Here is a 14,808-nt window from a genome sequence, read left to right on the forward strand (position 1 = left end):
TACGCCACCGGCGGCGCGATTGACGCGCGCGCCGGCTTGCGGCACCGTTCCGGCATTCCCGTCAGCCGCCGTCACGCCATGCCGCATATCCTGATCGTCGAAGATGAAGCCGCGATTGCCGACACCCTGCTCTACGCCCTGCAGGCCGAAGGCTTCGCCACCACCTGGGTGACCCTCGCCGGCGAGGCGCTGGCGTTGCAGGAGCGCCAGCCGGCGGATCTGCTGATCCTCGACGTCGGTCTGCCGGACATCAGCGGTTTCGAGGCCTGCAAGCGCCTGCGGCGGTTCTCCGAGGTGCCGGTGATCTTCCTCACCGCGCGCGATGCCGAGATCGACCGCGTGGTCGGCCTGGAGATCGGCGCCGACGACTACGTGGTCAAGCCGTTCAGCCCGCGCGAGGTGGCGGCTCGGGTCAAGGCCATCCTCAAGCGCATGGCGCCGCGCCCGGCGGCGCTGGAAGGGGCCGCGCCGAGCGGGCCGTTCCAGGTCGACGAGGAGCGCGTGCGGATCCACTACCGCGACACCCCGCTCAACCTCACCCGCCACGAGTTCCGCCTGTTGCAGACGCTGCTCGGGCAGCCCGAGCGGGTATTCAGCCGCGAGCAGTTGCTCGACGCCCTCGGCGTCGCCAGCGAGGCCGGCTACGAGCGCAACATCGACAGCCACATCAAGAGCCTGCGCGCCAAGCTGCGCCAGGTGAACGAACGCGGCGAAGCGATCCAGACCCATCGCGGCCTGGGCTACAGCTACAGCCCGGACCACGCCTGATGCCGCTCGGCGTTCGGATCTTCCTGGTCTACTTCCTGTTCGTCGGTCTCACCGGCTACTTCGTGCTGAGCACGGTGATGGACGAAGTGCGCCCCGGCGTGCGCCAGTCCACCGAGGAAACTCTGGTGGACACCGCCAACCTGCTCGCCGAGATCCTCCGCCAGGACGTGAAGAACGGCACCCTGGCACAGAGCGACCTGCCGGAGATGCTCGAGGACTACGGCAAGCGGGTGCCGCAGGCGGATATCTGGGGCTTGCGCAAGGAGGCGGTGAACCACCGCATCTACGTCACCGACGCCAGCGGCAAGGTGCTGCTGGACTCCGCCGGGGTGGCCGTCGGCCAGGACTATTCGCGCTGGAACGACGTCTACCTGACTCTCCGGGGCCAGTACGGCGCGCGCTCCAGCCGCGAAGACCCGGACGACCCGGATTCCTCGGTGATGTACGTGGCGGCGCCGATCAAGGATGGCGGGAAGATCATCGGGGTGGTTTCGGTGGCCAAGCCGAACAGCAGCCTGCAACCCTACATCGACCGCTCGCAGCGGCGCCTGGCCTGGCTCGGTGCCGGGCTGATCGCCCTCGGGCTGCTGGTCGGCGGCCTGCTCTCCTGGTGGCTCAGCGGCGCGCTGCGGCGCCTCACCCAGTACGCACAGGCGGTCAGCGAGGGGCGCCGCGCCGAGCTGCCGCGCTATCGCGGCGGCGAGATGGCGCAACTGGCCGACGCGGTGGAACGCATGCGCACGCAACTGGAAGGCAAGGACTACGTCGAGCGCTACGTGCATACCCTGACCCACGAACTGAAGAGCCCATTGGCGGCGATCCGTGGCGCCGCCGAGTTGCTCGACGGCGAGATGCCGGCCGAGCAGCGGGCGCGCTTCGTCGGCAACATCGCCGGCGAGAGCGAGCGCCTGCAACAACTGATCGAGCGCCTGCTGAGCCTGGCCCAGGTGGAGCAGCGGCAAGGCCTGGAGGAGGTCGGCAAGGTCGACCTGCGGGAGATCGCCGCGTCCCTGCTGGAAGGCCAGGCGGCGCGTATCCAGCGCCAGCGATTGCGGGTGGAGAACCGCCTGGAAGGTCCCTGCGAGGTTCGCGGCGAGCAGTTCCTGCTGCGCCAGGCGCTGGCCAACCTGCTCGACAACGCCCTCGACTTCACCCCGCCCGGCGGCATCCTTCGCCTGCTCGCCGAGGCCGACGGCGAGGGTATCGCCCTGCGCCTGTTCAACCAGGGGCCGGCGATTCCCGACTACGCCCTGGCGCGCCTCACCGAACGCTTCTACTCGCTGCCGCGCCCGGCCAGCGGGCGCAAGAGCACCGGGCTGGGACTGAACTTCGTCGCCGAGGTGGCGCAACTGCATGGCGGCCGGTTGCAGGTCGGCAACCGCGACGACGGCGTCGAGGCGCTGCTCTGGCTGCCGCGCGGCTGAGGCGTCTCCACGGAAACTCCATCGACTCTCCACACGGCGACCCGAAGCCCGCCATCGCGGCGCCGCAGACTTTCCGCCATCACCCCGACGGAGAGTCCCCCATGAACCGCACGCTGGCCTACAAGCTCGGCGCCATCGCCCTACTCATCCTGCTATTGCTGATTCCCCTGTTGATGATCGACGGCCTGATCCGCGATCGCCAGGAGGTTCGTGACGGCGTGCTGCAGGATATCGCCCGCAGCTCCAGCTACAGCCAGCGCCTCACCGGCCCGCTGCTGGTGGTGCCGTACCGCAGGACGGTGCGCGAGTGGGTCACCGAGGAGAAGACCGAGAAGCGCGTGTTGCAGGAGCGCGAGCAGCGCGGCGAGCTGTACTTCCTGCCCGACCGCTTCGCCCTCGACGGGCAGATGCGCACCGAGCTGCGCTACCGTGGCATCTACCAGGCGCGCCTGTACCACGTCGACAACAAGGTTGCCGGCTACTTCCAGGTGCCTGCGCACTATGGCATCGAAGAAGACCTGGAGGACTACCAGTTCGAAACGCCGTTCCTGGCGATGGGCATCAGCGACATCCGCGGCATCGAGAATGCCCTGCGCCTGTCCCTCAACGGTGCCAGCGTCGACTTCGAGCCGGGTAGCCGGGTCGGCCTGCTCGGCAGCGGTGTGCACGCACCGCTGCAAGGCGTCGACGGGCGCCAGGCGCAGCGCCTGGAGTACGCCTTCGACCTGTCGTTGCTCGGCAGCGAGCGGCTGGACATCGTGCCGGTGGGCCGCGACAGCCAGGTCATCCTGAAGGCCGACTGGCCGCACCCGAGCTTCGGCGGCGAGTTCCTGCCCAGCGAGCGGGAGATCACCGCCCAGGGCTTCACCGCGCGCTGGCAGACCAGCTTCTTCGCCACCAACATGGAAGAGGCGCTGCGCAGTTGCGTGGAGGAGCAGCGTTGCGACGGCTTCCAGGCGCGCGCCTTCGGCGTCGGCCTGGTCGATCCGGTGGACCAGTACCTGAAGGCCGACCGCGCGATCAAGTACGCGCTGCTGTTCATCACCCTGACCTTCGCCGGCTTCTTCCTCTTCGAGGTGCTCAAGCGCCTGGCGGTACACCCGGTCCAGTACGCGCTGGTCGGCCTGGCGCTGGCGTTCTTCTACCTGCTGCTGCTGTCGCTGGCCGAGCACGTCGGCTTCGAGCTGGCCTACCTGGTCTCCGCCGGAGCCTGCGTCGGCCTGATCGGCTTCTACCTGTGCTTCGTCCTGCGCAGCGTGGCCCGAGGGCTGGGCTTCAGCGCCGGCCTGGCAGGGCTGTACGGCCTGCTCTACGGCTTGCTGAGCGCGGAGGACTACGCCTTGCTGATGGGCTCGCTGCTGCTGTTCGCGGTGCTTGCCGCGGTGATGGTGCTGACCCGCCGCCTGGACTGGTACGGGGTCGGCCGCAAGGACTTCCCGGCGGTACCCGCCAGGGCCTGACGACGAAGGCGGCGGCGCCGGCCGCCGCCGATTTCCAAGGAGGAAAAGCATGCGCCTGTTCTTCGAGTTCACCCTCTGTGCCGCCCTCGGCCTGCTGGTCAGCGGCGTGATCCTGATCTTTCTGCTGTTCTTCGGCAAGTTCGGCCTGATCGAGTACTGGATCGCCAGCGGCAAGCCCCTGGCCCACGCCATGCTGGTGCTGATGCCGGACGGATTCTGGGAAGGCCTCAGCGGCATCGAGGGCGCCGCCGGCAATCCGCACGTGCGCTCCTTCCTGGAGCTTTGCATGGGGCTCGGACAGAGCGCGCTGTTGCTGGGCCTGCTGCTGTTCCGCCTGGTGTGCTGGAAATGAATGGCTATGTCGGCCTGCGCGACGACCGTCGCGACGGCGAGCGCCTGGCGACGCGGATCGGCCTGCTGTTCCCCGGCCCCTCGGCGGCCTGGCTGCAACGCGCCGAACGTCTGCGGCGGCAGCAGGCGTCGGCGGGCCTTGGGGTCAGGCGCGGGTGGCCTGCATCGACGGGCGCTGGCTGACTTCGGCGAACCAGGCGGCGAGTCGCGGGTAGCGGCCGCGCCAGTCCCACTCCGGCTGGCGCAGGTCGAGATAGCCCAGGGCGCAGGCGACGCCGATGGCGGCGATGTCGAAGCGCGCCTGCAGTTCGGCGATGCAGTCGCCCTCCAGCCACGCCAGGGACCGCGCGATCTTTTCCCGCTGTGCTTCGAGCCAGGTGTCCCAGCGCTTCTCCTCGGGGCGGACGAAGGTTTCGTAGCGGGACAGCACCGCGGCGTCGAGGACGGCGTCCGCCAGCGAGGCGATGGTCAGGCGTCGCCAGCGGGCGCTGCCTTCGCGGGGGATCAGCGGTTCGCCGACGTGCTGCTGGTCGAAGTAGTCGCAGATCACCCGGCTGTCGTGCAGCACCTGGCCGTCCGGCAGGCGCAGGGCGGGAATCTTGCCGGCCGGGTTGCTGGCGTTGAGCTGCCGGATGGGCGCGACCGGCGTCGGCGTGACTTCCTCGAGCGCGACGCGCTCGCGTTGGCCGGTTTCGTGGAGCAGGACCAGGACCTTGCGCACGAAGGGCGAGGCGGCGGCGTAGAACAGCGTATGGGTAGCGCTCATGCGGGCTCCTTGGAAGGATCAGTCGCGGACGACGCGCAGACGATCGGCGGCAGGCTCGGCGCTCCAGGTTTCTCCGGGGCGACCGCCGAGCAGGGCGTTGCCGGGCGCCGGCCGGTCGCTGGGCAGGACGCGGAATGTCGCCTGCTCACTGTCGAAACGCAAGAGCGCCCCGCTGGCGGCGTCGTGCAGCCAGACACGGTCCATGGCGTCGTCCCGCAGGCTGTCCGGGCGGGCCTGGCTGTCCGGCAGCGGCCAGCTCTGCCACGAGGCATCGCTGGGATCGTAGCGGTACAGCCGGGCGCCACCGCTGTCGCTGGCCCAGAGCCTGCCGATGGAGTCGGCGCCGATCCCGCGCAAGGCCTTCGTGCCTTCAGGCGCGGGCAACCGCTCGGTGCTGCCGTCGAGCGGATCGACATGCACCAGCGCGTCGTCCTGCGCGTACCAGACCTCGCCGTCCGGGGTGACGCAGATGCCGTTCGCCGCCTTGCCCTGGGGCGAGGGCCAGACCTCCACCAGGCGCCTGGCTGGGTCGAGGCGACCGTGGAAGCCGCGGCTGCCGGTGAACCAGAGGCGCCCGTCGTCGTCGAATACCGCGGAGTCGAGCCCGGCCGGCGCGGCCTTGGCCGGTAGCGGGAAACGTTCGCTGCCCAGGCGCTCGCCGCCGATGCAAAGGATGGCGTTGAGGCCGCTGTCGAGCACCCAGGCGTTGCCGCTCTCGTCACTGACGATGGCTCGCGGCCGCGCGCCTTCGCCGAGCGGCACCTGCACGCTCTCGCCACTGGTCGGGTCGAGGCGCCCCAGCGAATGCCCGCCGTCCGCGCCGTACCAGACCGCACCCTGTGCACTGGGCGCGACCGCGTAGGGCGCGGAGCCCTTGTCCAGCGGGTAGTACTGTTCGCCGGCCAGGGCGGCGCCGGTCGACGACAGGGCCAGGAACAGGCCCAGCAGCGGGTAGGGCAGGTGACGCATACGGTTCTCCCGGAATGACGAGCGGAACGTGGAAAGGCTCTGTCTTGCTATTCTGGCAGCGCATTGAGCATAGGAGGAACTGCGAATGGCCACAGTGGAAATACTCGGGGCGGAATGCCGCGCGGGGGGCGCGGTGAACGACGATGCGCTGGGCTGCACGGCGCAGGCCGCCTGGGTGATCGACGGTGCCACCAGCATCGGTCGCAGCGTGCTGGGCGTGGAAAGCGACGCGCGCTGGCTGGCCCAGGCGGTGGACCGGCACCTGCGGTTGCTGCTGGAAGTCGAGCCCGAGCAATCCAGCGAGACCCTGCTGCGGCGCCTGCTCAACGATATCCAGGGCGACTTCCGCGCCCAGAGCGGCCGCGACTGGCACGACCTCGAAGACATGCCGGCGGCCTGCCTGAGCCTGCTGCGGATTCGCGGCGGAGAAATCGAACTGCTCAACATCGGCGACAGCCGGATCCTCGTCGAAGGCGCCGACGGCCAGGTACGCAGCTTCGGCGATTCGGCCCTACACGAACTGGATCGGCAATCCCTGGCGCATTTCTGCCGGATGCGCGAGGAACATCCGCAGTGGGATCACGCCGAACTGTTCAAGGCCAGCCGCCCGCGCGTGCGGCAGAACCGCCTGCTGATGAACAAGCCCGAGGGCTACTGGGCGCTGGACATCAGCGACCGCTGGCTCGGCCAGGTGCAGCGCGAGACCTTGCCGCTCGCCGCGTTGCGTTCCTTCGTGCTGATGACCGACGGCTTCGACCGGCTGGTCGAGCCTTTCCGCCGCTATACCGACGAACAGTTGCTGCGGCGCCTCGAGGACGTCGGAGTGAGCGCCATGCTCGACGAGTTGCGCGAGATCGAACAGGGCGACGACCAGGCCCTGGCTTTCCCGCGTTTCAAGATCCACGACGACGCCAGCGCGCTGTGGGGTCGGATCGCGGGGTGAACGATGATCTCCGGCGCCCGGAATGCAGGTCCTCCCCATTGCGCCGGCTGCCGATATCCCGGCCCTCTCCCTCAGGCGGGAGGAGGGCATCCGGTGCCCGGAAGGTACGTTCTGCGGTAGGGCGAATAACCGCGAAGCGGTTATCCGCCGTTACGCACCTGTGACGCGTCGCTCACCACTTGTAGCTGACGCTGCCCACCACGCTGCGCTGGTCGCCGTAGTAGCAGTAGTAGCCGTCGCAGGACGCCAGGTAGTCCTTGTTGAACAGATTGTTGGCATTGACCGCCACGCTGACGCCTTTCAGGCTGCCGTTCAATTGGCCCAGGTCGTAGCGCACGGCGGCGTCGTACAGGGTGTACGAGCCGGCGTAGCCGTCGTAGGTGTTGGCCTGGTCGCCGTAGGTCGAGCCTACGTAGCGGGCGCCGGCACCCACGCTGAAACCGTTCAGCGTACCCTCGTGCCAGGTGTAGTCGGCCCATAGCGAGGCCTGGTTGCGCGGCGCCTGTTGCAGGCGGTTGCCTGCGTACTGGCCTTTTTTCACTTCGGTGTCGGCGTAGCTATAGGAGCCGATCACTTTCAGATTGTCTGTGACGTTGCTGGTGGCTTCCAGCTCCAAGCCGGTGACCTTAACCTCGCCAGCCTGCGAGGTAGTGGGTGTCCCATTGACGTTGTCGGTGACCCTCACGTTCTCCTGGCGTAGGTCGTAGACGGCTGCGGTGAACAGCGAATCGGAGCCTACGGGTTGATACTTGACGCCCAGTTCCCATTGTTTGCCTTCGGTGGGTTTGAACATCTTGTTGGAGCCTATATCGTCGGCGCCGGTGCTTGGCTGGAATGACTCCGCATAGGAAAGGTAGGGCGCCAGGCCGTTGTCGAAGATGTAGCTCAGAGCTGCGTTACCGCTGAATTTCTTGTCGCGGCTGGTGTTGGTGGCATCGTTCTGATTGTAGAACGTGGCGCCGGCATGTACCCAGTCCTCGCGGCCGCCGAGGGTCAGGCGCCAGTTGTCGAGGGCGATCTGATCCTGGACGTAGAGCCCGGTCTGATAAGTCTTCTGTCGGTAGTCATAGAACGCACTAGAGCGCGATGGCTTGGGAATTGGCTGACCATAGATCGGGTTGTTGACGTTGGTCGGCGGCACACCGGTGAAGTTGTAGATCGAGGTGTAGTCGGTGCGGGTGCGGTTGTGATCGATACCCAGCAGGAGAGTATGGCGCAGCGCACCGGTCTCGAAGTCAGCCTGGAAATTGTTATCTACCACGAACTGACTGATGTCCTCGTCCACCGAGGTCGTCATGCGCTGTAAGGTGCCGTCGGCGCTGGCCGCATCGATACTGCTGGTTGGCGTAAGCGTCTGGAACGACAGGTCGTTGCGCAGGTAGCGCAGGTTCTGGCGGAACTGCCAGACATCGTTGATGCGCCGTTCGAAGGAGTAGCCCAACCAATAGTAGGTGCGGTCGTAGAAGTCCCAGTCCGGATCGCCGAGGTTTTTGTGATGGGAAATCTTTCCGAATGGAGCATCGTATTTGGTCCCGCGTAACGGCAAGAATTGGCTGGTGGCGGCTGTATCGTCGCGGTTGAATTGGCTGAGGAAGGTCAGCCGGGTATCGTCGTCGATGTTCCAGGTCAGGCTCGGGGCGATGTTGTAGCGCTTGTCGTCGATATGGTCGACCTGAGTGTTGCTGTCGCGCACCACGCCGGAGAGGCGATAGAGAAAGCGCCCCTCGTCGTCGATCGGGCCGGTGCTGTCGAAGCTGACCTGCTTGTGGTTGTAGTTGCCGATCTCGGCCTTCAGTTCATGGCTGGCGATGCCCTGCGGGCGCAGGCTGACCATGTCGAGCATGCCGCCGGGCGGGGTCTGGCCGTAGACCGAGGAGGCCGGGCCGCGGAGCAGGGCGAGGCGCTCCAGATTCCAGGTCTCCAGCTTCGGGTTGTTGTATGAGCCTGTCGCCATCGGCAATCCATCGAGGAACTGGGTCGGCTTGAAGCCGCGCACCTTCAACCAGTCGGAACGGGAGTCGCTGCCGAAACTGCTGGCGACGACGCCGGGCATGTAGCGCACCGCGTCGTCGAGGTTGTGCACGGCGCGGTCGGTCATCTGCTGGCGGGTCGCCACCGAGATCGAACGCGGGGTCTCGAGGATCGGCGTATCGGTCTTGGTGCCGGTCATGCTGCGCTTGGCCACGTAGCCGCTGGTCGGCCCCAGTGGGTCTTCCTCGGCGCCGCTGACCGTCATCGCCTGCAGCGACAGGGTGTCTTCCGGCACCTTGCGCAGGCTGTAGGTGCCGCCGGCATTTTCCACCAGTTCCAGGCCGCTGCCCTTGAGCGCTTCGCGCAATGCGCCGGGCGCGTCGAAGCGACCTTGCACGGCGTGGGCGCTGCGTCCTTCGGCGAGCGCCGGATCCAGGGTGAGGACCAGGCCGGCCTGGGCCGCGATGCGGTTCAGGGTGCCTGCCAGCGGCCCGGCGGCGATGCGGTAGTCGCGCACGCTGGCCTGTTCGGCCGGGGCGGCGTGGAGGAACGGTGCGGGAACGGCGAGGGCGATGGCTAGGGCGAGCAGGCCGGGACGGAACGTCGGGCGAGGCATGTGCGGGGCTCCTGGATGGAAACGAGTCTCAATGCCTCCTTGCCGGACGAGTCGGAAAAAGTGATAGGGCCGGCGGGAAAAATTTTTCGCCGGCCCGTTCGGTTCAGCGTGGCACCACTTCGAACCACCAGGCGTTGTGCCTCACGCTGCGCACCGGCAGGCTCGGCTCCAAAGCCTGAAGGGCGAGGCGGGTGTCCTTCAGCGGGAAACTGCCGGTGACGCGCAGGTCGGCGATGCTCGGGTCGACCCGCAGCAGCGCCGGCGAATAGCGCCCCAGTTCCGCCACCAGGTCGGCCAGCCGGGCGTTCTCCACCACCAGCATGCCTTGTGCCCAGGCGCCGGCCAGGGCCGGGGCCGCTTCGCTGGCCTGCAGGCCTTGCGGCAGGATCAGCACCTGCTGGCCTTCCTTGATCACACGCTCTTCGCTGAGCGTTTCCGCGCGCGCGGCCACCGCCGACTGCAACACGGTGAGGCGCGTGCCGGGTTCCTCGCGGCGCACCAGGAAGCGCGTGCCGAGGGCGCGCATGTCGCCATCGGCGCTGCTGACCACGAAGGGGCGCGGGTCGCCATGGGCGGTTTCCACCAGGATCTCGCCGGCCAGTAGCACGACCTGGCGGCGTTCGCCGTCGAAGCGGACGTCGATGGCGCTGCGGCTGTTCAGGCGCACATGAGTGGCATCCGGGAGGGTCAGCTCGCGCTGCTCGCCGGTGGCGCTGTAGGCATCGGCCAGCAGGTAGCGGACCGGGACGTAGCGGTTGGCCACGCCGAGCCCGACGCCCAGCGCCAGCACTAGCCCCAGGGCGCTGCCGCCGAGCCGGCGCAGGCGGCGCTTGAAGCGTGCGTTGCCGGACAGCAGGGCGTTGCGTGCCGGCCCGTTGGCGGCTCTCGCCAGGTGCCGGTCGAGGCCGCCGAGCTGTTCCCAGGCGCGTTCGTGTTCGGGATGCGCCGCGTACCAGCGGTGGAAGGCGCGGTGATCGTCGGGATGGGCTTCGCCGGAGTCGAGCAGCAATTGCCAGGCGATGGCTTCGTCGAGCACCCGCGCGCGTACCGGCGAATGACGATCGTCGGCGCTCACCGGGGCTCTCCGTAGAGGGCGATGTAGCACTGGCGCAGACCCTGGGCCAGGTATTGGCGCACGCGCGGCACCGAGACTCCGAGACGCTCGGCGATCTCCGCGTGGGGCATGCCGTCCAGGCGGCTATAGAGAAACGCGCTACGCGCCTTCAGCGACAGCGTGCCAAGCAGGCGATCGATCTCGCGGAGGTCCTCGAGAATCAGGTACTGCTCTTCGGCCGAAGGCTGCTCCGCTTCCGGAACCAGCGCCAGTTCGGCGAGATAGGCCTGCTCAAGGGCGGCGCGGCGGAAGTGGTCGATCATCAGACCGCGCGCCACCTTCGCCAGGAACGCGCGCGGTTCGCGCAGGCCGGGCAGCTCCGGGCGGCCGAGGAGGCGAACGAAGGTGTCCTGGCTGAGGTCTTCGGCGCGCTGGCGGCAGCCGAGGTTGCGGTTCAGCCAGGCAAGCAGCCAGCCGCGGTGGTCCCGGTACAGGCTACCCACGAATTCGCTGTTGCTGACGTCACCCGCCGACACGACCGCTCCCCATCCCGAAACGGGATTGAATGGAAAAACGAGAATTATTCGCAAATGATCGCAAAGTGCGACTATCCCTGCAATTGGCGTCCGTCGGGAAGCCACTTGAGTCGTCCCGCTGGTTTGCCGGAGGATCGGTGTTCCCATAACAAGAACAGGAGTCTCGCCGTGGCCGAACCTTTGCTGATCATCGGTTCCTATCTGTCCCCCTATGTGCGCAAGGTGCTGGTGCTGCTGGAACTGAAAGGCATCGCCTACCGCATCGACCCCATCGTGCCGTTCTTCGGCGACGAGGCCTTCGAGCGCCTCAGTCCGTTGCGCCAGATTCCGGTGCTGGTGGACGGTGACTTCGTCCTCAACGATTCCAGCGTGATCTGCCAGTACCTGGAGGAGCGCTACCCGCAGCCGAGCCTGTATCCCGCCGACATCGGCCAGCGCGCCCAGGCCCGCTGGCTGGAGGAGTACGCCGATTCGCGGCTGGGCCAGGTGATCATCTGGCAGTTGTTCCACCAGTTGGTGATCAACCGCGGCATCTGGCAGCGCGAACCCGACCAGGCGATCCTGCAACGCACCTACGACGAAGACCTGCCGTCGATCTGCAATTACCTGGAAGGGCGGATCCCGCCGAGCGGCTGGCTGTGCGGCGAGCTGTCCATCGCCGATGTCGCCGTCGCCTGCCTGTTCCGCAATGCCCAGTTGGCGCGCTACCAGGTCGACGGCGAGCGCTGGCCGCGCCTGGCGCGCCTGTTGGCTGACGCTTTCGCCCTGCCGGCCTTCCAGCATCTGGCGCGTTTCGAGAAGGCCACCGCGCAGACCCCGGTCGCCGAACAGCGCCAGGCGCTGCGCGAGGCCGGCGCGCCGCTCAGCGCGACCAGCCACGCCCGCGAGCGGCCGGTGCGCGGTCCGATGAGCCGCTGAGAGGGAGTGCGGGCGGCGCCCAGGGCGCCGTCCTGATGAAGCGCCATTCAGCGCCTCGATAAGACCTTCGCGGCGCTGGTGGATCCAGCGTCCGGGCATATTTTATATAGACCAGTCTATATAAAACGGAGGCCGCACCGTGATGAACGTCCCCGAAGGGTTCCAGCCGCTGTTCCGCAGCAGTCCGTTGCTCGACCTGCTCGGTCCTTTCTTCTGCCGGCAGGACGCCCAGCGCCAGTTGGTGGTGGCGCTGCGCATCGACGAAAAGCACTGCAACCACGGTGGCACCGCCCACGGCGGCCTGCTCTCGACCCTGGCCGACGTTGGCCTCGGCTACGCCATGGCGTTCTCCCGCGAACCGCCGCAGCCGATGGTCACCGTCGGCCTGCGCCTGGACTTCTGCGGGGTCGCGCGGGTCGGCGACTGGCTGGAGGTGCATACCCGGGTCGACAAGCTCGGCCAGCGCATGGCCTTCGCCTCGGCCCGGCTGCACAGCGGCGAGCGCCTGGTGGCCAGCGCCAGCGGCGTGTTTCATCTGCCCTGAGGCTCGGGCATGCTTGCCCGGTCGTCTGCCGTGAGTTGGGGAGTCAGGTTTGCCGAAGAAGTCCAATGCCGCCGAACGGATCGTCCATGCCACCGCCTCGCTGCTGGCCAGCCGCGGGTATTTCGGCACCGGGCTGAGCGACATCATCGCTCGCGCCGAGGCGCCGAAAGGCTCGCTCTATCACTATTTCCCCGAGGGCAAGCCGCAGATCGCCAGCGCCGCGATCGGCTTCGTCGCCGACGAGGTGGCGTCCTTCCTCGACCGCGCCGGGACCCAGGCCCCCCATGCGCGCAACGTCCTCCGCCAGTTCACCGCGACCCTGCGTGGCTGGCTGGAGCATTCGCGTTTCGAAGAGGCCTGCCCGGTGCTTTCCACCAGCCTGAGCATCGACGCCGAGCTGGCCCCGGTGCACGCTGAATGCCGCCGGGCGCTCCGCGCCTGGCACGCCAGCATCGAGCGTGCGTTGCGCGCCGACGGACTGGCGGAAAAGCTCGCCGCCTCGCGCGCCTGGCTGATCCTCGCGGCGCTGGAGGGGGCGGTCGCGGTGGCCCGCGTCGAGCGGTCGTTCCAGGCGCTGGATGCGATCGAGGAAGAATTGCAGGCGCTACTGCCGGCCTAGGCGGGTGTCGCGCCCAGGCCGGCCAGGTATCCGTCAGTGCTGCACGCTGTCCACCGCGATCGCTTCGCCGGAAACTTCGTGGTAGGCCGTGCGGCGCTTGGCCAGGGCGTAGTGGATCAGGCCGGCCAGGCCGGCGCCGAAGAACCAGGAGAACGGCGATAGCTCGGCGAATGCCGGCAACAATGCCAGCAGGGTGGAGATGATCGCCGCCGGGACGAACGCGGCGATGGCCCGCGGGTTCACCCCTCGCGCGTAGTGATAGGCGCCGGCGCGGCTTTCGGTGTACAGCTCCGGCAGGTTCACCCGGCCTTTCCGCACCAGGTAGTAGTCGACCATGATGATCCCGTACAGCGGGCCGAGCAGCGCGCCGAGGCCGCCGAGGAAGTAGAGGATCACCCCGGGGCTGTTGTACAGGTGCCAGGGCAGGATCAGCACCGCGATGGTCGCGCTGATCAGCCCGGCGCGGCGGAAGTTCAGCAGGTTCGGCGCCAGGTTGGTGAGTACGTAGGCCGGGGCGACGAAGTTGGCCATGATGTTCACCGCCACGGTGACGATCAGCAGCGCCAGGCTGGCCAGCACCAGGAAGAGGGTGTCGGGGATCGCGGCGACGATGTCGGTGGGGCTCTGGATGAGCTGGCCGTCGATCCTGAACTGGGCGCCGGCGAGGACCACCGCGAACAGGCCGAACAGCAGGATGTTCACCGGCAGCCCCCAGAAGTTGCCGACGCTGATGGTGCGGCGGTCCGGGCAGCCGCGGGCGAAGTCGCAGAAGTTCAGGATCATGGTGCCGTACAGGGTCACCCAGAACGCCGCGCCGCCGAAGATCTTCAACCACATCTGCGAACCGCTCATGGGTTCGCCGCTGGACCAGGCGATGGAGGCGCCGGCGCGCAGGTACATCCAGGCGGCGAGGGCGGCGACGGTGAGCAGGATCACCGGTCCGGCGAAGGATTCGTAGCGACGCACCATCTCCATGCCGTAGGCGAAGATCAGCAGTTGCACGCACCAGATGGCGACGAAGGTCGCCCAGCCCAGGCTCGACAGGCCGAGGATGGCGTCCTGGTCGTAGGCTGCGAGCCCCGGCCAGATCGCCGTCAGCAGCACGCGCAGGACGATGGAGGCGAGATAGGTCTGGATGCCGAACCAGACGATGGCGATCACCGCGCGGATCAGCGCGGGGAGTTGCGCGCCGTGGATGCCGAAGGCGATGCGGCACATCACCGGGTAGGGCAGCCCGGTCTTCTGGCCCATGTAGCCGGACAGGTTCATCAGCCCGTAGACCATCAGCGCGCCCAGGGCCAGCGCGGCGAGGATCTGCGCGCCGCTCATGCCGAGGGCGAAGAGGCCGATGGCGAAGGAGTAGTTGGCGATATTGTGCACGTCGTTGGTCCACAGCGCGAACAGGCTGTAGCGTCCCCAGCGGCGCCCTTCGGCCTTGGTCGGGGCGAGATCGGCGCTGTACAGGCGCGGGCTCAGCGGCGGCAGTTCGGGGCCGGCGTGATGGCTGGCGCGGGGCAGGCAATCGAGACTGGCGGGAGTGCCCAGGTCCAGGCGCGCCGCCGAGAACTCCGCTGCGCGCAGCCCGGCGCGTGGCAGGCAGTCGAGACTGGCCGGAGTGCCCAGGTCGAGCAGTGAGGCGGAGAACTCGGCGCTCCGCTGACCGGCGCGCGGCAGGCTGTCGAGGCTTTCCAGGGTGCCGAGGTCGAGCAGCGAGGGAGAAAACTCGCGGGGCGAGGCGGGCGGCTTCGGGGTGCTGGACATGGCGGTCTCCTCCGGCAGTCGGAAGAACTCGGCGCGAGGTCGGGTTCGTCTGTTGTTTTTGTATACAAGAATTTCGAAGATTTAAGCCAGTTATGTGCCAACCGATCC

Annotated in this window: 15 protein-coding genes; 9 read left to right on the top strand and 6 right to left on the bottom strand. The window is 67.8% G+C overall.

From position 1 onward, the window contains the following. Positions 1-78 precede the first annotated feature (78 nt). The 5 genes from creB (at position 79) to AC1RB9_RS02400 (ending at position 4,186) form a co-directional block, all read left to right on the top strand. On the top strand, positions 79-768 hold the full coding sequence (gene creB / locus AC1RB9_RS02380; protein WP_003084734.1) for a two-component system response regulator CreB: 690 nt from the start codon (positions 79-81) through the stop codon (positions 766-768). After that, positions 768-2,192: a two-component system sensor histidine kinase CreC gene (gene creC, locus AC1RB9_RS02385; RefSeq protein WP_003113267.1), complete on the top strand. Its 1,425-nt coding sequence runs from the start codon at positions 768-770 to the stop codon at positions 2,190-2,192. The genes creB and creC overlap by 1 nt, the downstream gene beginning before the upstream one ends. A 101-nt stretch (positions 2,193-2,293) precedes the next feature. After that, positions 2,294-3,652 (top strand): cell envelope integrity protein CreD, encoded by a 1,359-nt coding sequence (gene creD, locus AC1RB9_RS02390; protein WP_003099944.1) that lies wholly within the window; start codon positions 2,294-2,296, stop codon positions 3,650-3,652. Between the two features lie 49 nt (positions 3,653-3,701). Continuing rightward, complete coding sequence (locus AC1RB9_RS02395; RefSeq protein WP_003084737.1) at positions 3,702-4,004, top strand: hypothetical protein; 303 nt, start codon at positions 3,702-3,704, stop codon at positions 4,002-4,004. Next, positions 4,001-4,186: a hypothetical protein gene (locus AC1RB9_RS02400; protein ID WP_003163211.1), complete on the top strand. Its 186-nt coding sequence runs from the start codon at positions 4,001-4,003 to the stop codon at positions 4,184-4,186. The genes AC1RB9_RS02395 and AC1RB9_RS02400 overlap by 4 nt, the downstream gene beginning before the upstream one ends. Here AC1RB9_RS02400 and AC1RB9_RS02405 read toward each other — a convergent pair. After that, entirely contained in the window at positions 4,149-4,769 is a 621-nt protein-coding gene (locus AC1RB9_RS02405; protein WP_003117918.1) for a glutathione S-transferase, read from the bottom strand. The genes AC1RB9_RS02400 and AC1RB9_RS02405 overlap by 38 nt on opposite strands. A gap of 18 nt (positions 4,770-4,787) precedes the next feature. Continuing rightward, a complete protein-coding gene (locus AC1RB9_RS02410; RefSeq protein ID WP_003459290.1) occupies positions 4,788-5,738 on the bottom strand; it encodes a Vgb family protein in 951 nt (316 codons plus the stop codon). A gap of 85 nt (positions 5,739-5,823) precedes the next feature. On the opposite strand from AC1RB9_RS02410, the gene AC1RB9_RS02415 reads away from it, so the two are divergent. Next, positions 5,824-6,681 (top strand): PP2C family serine/threonine-protein phosphatase, encoded by an 858-nt coding sequence (locus AC1RB9_RS02415; RefSeq protein ID WP_003099950.1) that lies wholly within the window; start codon positions 5,824-5,826, stop codon positions 6,679-6,681. A 172-nt stretch (positions 6,682-6,853) separates the two neighbouring features. Here the strand turns inward: AC1RB9_RS02415 and AC1RB9_RS02420 are convergent, their stop codons facing one another. The 3 genes from AC1RB9_RS02420 to AC1RB9_RS02430 all read right to left on the bottom strand — a co-directional run bounded on the left by AC1RB9_RS02420 (position 6,854) and on the right by AC1RB9_RS02430 (position 10,858). Further along, positions 6,854-9,268, bottom strand: a complete 2,415-nt coding sequence (locus AC1RB9_RS02420; RefSeq protein ID WP_003142701.1) for a TonB-dependent siderophore receptor — start codon at positions 9,266-9,268, stop codon at positions 6,854-6,856. 103 nt (positions 9,269-9,371) lie between these two features. Then, the gene (locus AC1RB9_RS02425) at positions 9,372-10,343 is read right to left on the bottom strand and encodes a FecR domain-containing protein (protein ID WP_003105235.1); all 972 of its coding nucleotides are present in this window, start codon (positions 10,341-10,343) and stop codon (positions 9,372-9,374) included. After that, positions 10,340-10,858: an RNA polymerase sigma factor gene (locus AC1RB9_RS02430; RefSeq protein ID WP_003084762.1), complete on the bottom strand. Its 519-nt coding sequence runs from the start codon at positions 10,856-10,858 to the stop codon at positions 10,340-10,342. The genes AC1RB9_RS02425 and AC1RB9_RS02430 overlap by 4 nt, the downstream gene beginning before the upstream one ends. 168 nt (positions 10,859-11,026) lie before the next feature. On the opposite strand from AC1RB9_RS02430, the gene AC1RB9_RS02435 reads away from it, so the two are divergent. The 3 genes from AC1RB9_RS02435 to AC1RB9_RS02445 all read left to right on the top strand — a co-directional run bounded on the left by AC1RB9_RS02435 (position 11,027) and on the right by AC1RB9_RS02445 (position 12,939). Beyond that, a complete protein-coding gene (locus AC1RB9_RS02435) occupies positions 11,027-11,776 on the top strand; it encodes a glutathione S-transferase family protein (protein ID WP_003121781.1) in 750 nt (249 codons plus the stop codon). Positions 11,777-11,915: 139 nt separating this feature from the next. After that, positions 11,916-12,320 (top strand): PaaI family thioesterase, encoded by a 405-nt coding sequence (locus tag AC1RB9_RS02440; protein WP_003118845.1) that lies wholly within the window; start codon positions 11,916-11,918, stop codon positions 12,318-12,320. Positions 12,321-12,369: 49 nt separating this feature from the next. Beyond that, the gene (locus tag AC1RB9_RS02445; protein WP_003084771.1) at positions 12,370-12,939 is read left to right on the top strand and encodes a TetR/AcrR family transcriptional regulator; all 570 of its coding nucleotides are present in this window, start codon (positions 12,370-12,372) and stop codon (positions 12,937-12,939) included. Between the two features lie 33 nt (positions 12,940-12,972). Here the strand turns inward: AC1RB9_RS02445 and AC1RB9_RS02450 are convergent, their stop codons facing one another. After that, positions 12,973-14,700, bottom strand: a complete 1,728-nt coding sequence (locus tag AC1RB9_RS02450) for an NCS1 family nucleobase:cation symporter-1 (RefSeq protein WP_003163213.1) — start codon at positions 14,698-14,700, stop codon at positions 12,973-12,975. Between the last annotated feature and the right edge of the window lie 108 nt (positions 14,701-14,808).

Source organism: Pseudomonas sp. 20-5, assembly GCF_056782835.1.